Here is a 3,322-nt window from a genome sequence, read left to right as displayed (position 1 = left end):
CGAGCGGCTGAACATCGTCCAGCCCGCGGTCAGCCAGCAGGTCGCCCGCCTCGAACGCGAACTCGGCCTGCAACTCCTCGACCGCTCCTCCCGGCACGTCCGGCTGACCGGCGACGGCGAACGCATGCTCCGCGAGGCCCGTGCCGTCCTGACCGCCGCCGACCGCGCCGCGGACGTCGCCGCCGAACTCGCCTCCGGCCGCTCGGGCGTCCTCCGCATCGGCACCGCCCCCGGCCTCCGCACCCGCTTAGAACGTGGCCTGTCCACCCTCCGCACTCGAACGCCGGATCTTGAGTTGCACCTCAGTTCTGGGAGCACGGCCGAGTATCTGACCGCGCTGCGTTCGGGGGAGCTGGACATCGCCTTCGTCCGCGGCGAGGTGGCGGCGGCCGACATACAGGTCACCGAGCTCTGGCGGGACCCGCTCTCCGTGCTCGTACCGACGGCGTACCGTGCTGACGACGGCGTGAAGCTGATCGACCTGGCCGCCCTCCCGCTGCGGCTGCCCGACGACGTCTGGCTGCACGACCACCTGGTCGCGGCCTGCCGCGAGGCCGGGTTCGAGCCGGTGCTGGGCAGGCCGATCGACGATCTCGAGTCGGCGGTCGTGGAGATGTCCACCGGTTCGCCGGCGTGGACCGTTGTGTACGGAACGGCCTGCAAAGCTGCCGAAGGTGCTCTGTGGATGGGACCGTTCAGTCCGCCCCGGAGTGCCCCTGGGAATCTGCTGACCGTGGCCGGCCAGTCCTCGGTGTGCCTGGCTCCGCTGGTGGCCGCGTTCGGGTGAAGGTCTCCGGCGGGCCCTGACAGCTCCGCCGGAGACCGGGGTGTTGAGTACTCAACAAGCACCGGATCGTACGGGGAAATCCAGTTCCGAGGAGGCCTCGTCTCATAATCCACCTGACGAGCGTTTGATGCCTCCCGGTGAACAGTTGCTGACGGCGCGGGATTAAAGTTGGTAGTTGCAACCAAATATCGGGCTGGGTGAGGACCGGGGCGTGTCTCCGGTGCCGGCCGTTTCCGCCTCGGAGCAGTGCACCCCACTGCCCCGGTCGTCGCGTTCTCGCCGTACGGAACGGAAACTGATGTCTGCCACCCAGACCCCACCGGCCACCCCCGCCGGCCACCCCACCTACCGCTCGCGGTACGCCGAACCCGAGCACGCCCCGGCCGCCGCGCCGCCATCAGCACAGCCGCCGGCCGGCAACCCCGAGCTCTCGCACCGGGAGATCCTGGAGATCCTCGCCGGGCTGCTCTCGGCACTGTTCACCGCGGTGCTCAGCTCGACGATCGTCAGCAACGCGCTGCCGACGATCATCGCGGACCTCAAGGGGTCGCAGACGCAGTACACCTGGGTGGTCACGGCCAGCCTGCTCGCGATGACCGTCGCCACGCCGGTCTGGGGCAAGCTGTCCGACCTGCTCAGCAAGAAGCTGCTGGTCCAGCTCGCGATCGTCATGTTCGTGGTCGGCTCGATGCTGGCCGGCGCCTCCCCGAACGTACCGTTCCTGATCGGCGCCCGGGTGCTGCAGGGGCTCGGGATGGGCGGGCTGATGGCGCTCGCGCAGGCGATCATCGGCGCCGCGATCCCGCCCCGCAACCGCGGCCGGTACTCCGGGTACATGGGCGCCGTGATGGCGCTCGCGACCGTCAGCGGGCCGCTGGTCGGCGGCGTCATCGTGGACACGTCGTGGCTCGGCTGGCGCTGGTGCTTCTACGTCTGCGTACCGCTCGCGGTGGTGTCACTGCTCGTGCTGCAGAAGTTCCTGCACCTCCCGCTGGTGAAGCGTCGCGTGCGGATGGACTACCTCGGGGCGGTCCTGATCGCGGGCGCGGCCAGCCTGCCGCTGATCTGGGTGTCGTTCGCGGGCGAGCACTTCCCGTGGTGGTCGTGGCAGACCGGCGCGTACCTCGGCGGTACGGCGGTACTCGCGATCCTGGCCGTCGTGGTCGAGACACACGCGCCCGAGCCGCTGGTGCCGGTGCGGGTGGTGCGTGAGCGGACCACGGCGCTGGCGATCCTCGCGAGCCTCTCGGTGGGGATCGCGATGTTCGGCAGCGCGGTGTTCCTCGGGCAGTACTTCCAGGTCGCCCGCGGGTACAGCGCCACCGAAGCGGGGCTGCTGACGATCCCGATGATGTTCGGGTCGTTCCTCGGGTCGGTCGGATCCGGGCAGCTGATCACCCGGTTCGGGAAGTGGAAGCGGTACCTGGTGATCGGCGGGCTCTGCCTGACCGCGGGGCTCGGGGTCCTCGGCACGATCGACCACAAGTCGCCGTACTGGTATGTCGGGCTCGGGATGCTCGCGATGGGCATCGGCATGGGCATGATGATGCAGAACCTGGTGCTCGCGGTGCAGAACACCGTCGACGTCAGCGAGGTCGGGGCGGCGTCGGCCACGGTGACGTTCTTCCGCAGCCTCGGTGGTGCGGTCGGGGTGTCCGTGCTCGGCGCGGTGCTGGCGACCCGGGTCACGAACCTGATCACCGAGCACCTGCGCGAGCTCGGCCCGGGCGCGGCCGCGGCGGCGAAGGGCGGGTCCGGAAGCGTGCTGGACCTGCACTCGCTGCCGGCGCCGGTGCAGGAGATCGTGCGGCACGCGTACGGCGACGCGACCGGGCGGATCTTCGTGATCGCTGCCGGCGCGGCCGTGGTGAGCCTGCTCGCGGTGCTGTTCATCCGGGAGGTGCCGCTGCGCCGTACGGTCGCGATGGGGGAGGCGCCGCCGGAGGGAGCTGCGCGGGAGACCGTTCCCGACGATCCGGCCGAGCGGGCCGCGGTGGTCGCGCTGGACGTGATCACGTCGGCCGAACGTACGGCGCGGGAACGCGAACGCGAGGCCAGCGAACGGGTCCAGGCGGCGGCGAACACGATCCGCCAGATGCGCACCGACGTCGCGGACCTGTTCACCCGCGTCGACCAGCAGATCGCGGCCCTCGAACACACCCTGCCGGACGCGGACATCCCGCAACCCGCCGCCGCGATCCTCGACTCCCAGCGCCCCGCCGGCGAACTCGTCGACGAACTCCGCCGCTACGAACTGAGCGTCCTCAGCGCCAGCCAACGCACCGCCGACCACCTCCGCGAAACCGCCCGAACCGAAGCCGACACCGTCCGCACCACTGCCCGAGCCGAAGCCGAAGCCCTCCGCACCACCGCCCAGGCCGACGCCGACTCCGTGCGCTCAACCGCCCGCGCCGAAGCCGCCACCCTGCTCGCCGAAGCCCAAGCCGAAGAACAAGAAATCCGCACCCGCGTCGCCGACCTCGAAGCCGTCGAACGCCGCCTCCTCACCACCATCCGCGACGGCCTCTCCACCAC

General features: G+C 70.7%; 2 protein-coding genes. Both read left to right on the top strand.

What is annotated here, in order from left to right; translation table 11 throughout:
• The coding region (locus VFF46_RS29860; RefSeq protein WP_325040567.1) for a LysR family transcriptional regulator at positions 1 to 787 on the top strand (787 nt) is incomplete at its 5' end.
• Positions 788 to 1,085: 298 nt separating this feature from the next.
• Positions 1,086 to 3,322, top strand: a 2,237-nt coding sequence (locus VFF46_RS29855) for an MDR family MFS transporter (RefSeq protein ID WP_325040566.1), incomplete at its 3' end; no start/stop codon positions are given.

It is taken from the genome of Kribbella sp. (assembly GCF_035655035.1).
In the GTDB taxonomy this organism is placed as follows: domain Bacteria; phylum Actinomycetota; class Actinomycetes; order Propionibacteriales; family Kribbellaceae; genus Kribbella.
This window is presented reverse-complemented; position numbering and strand designations above follow the sequence as displayed.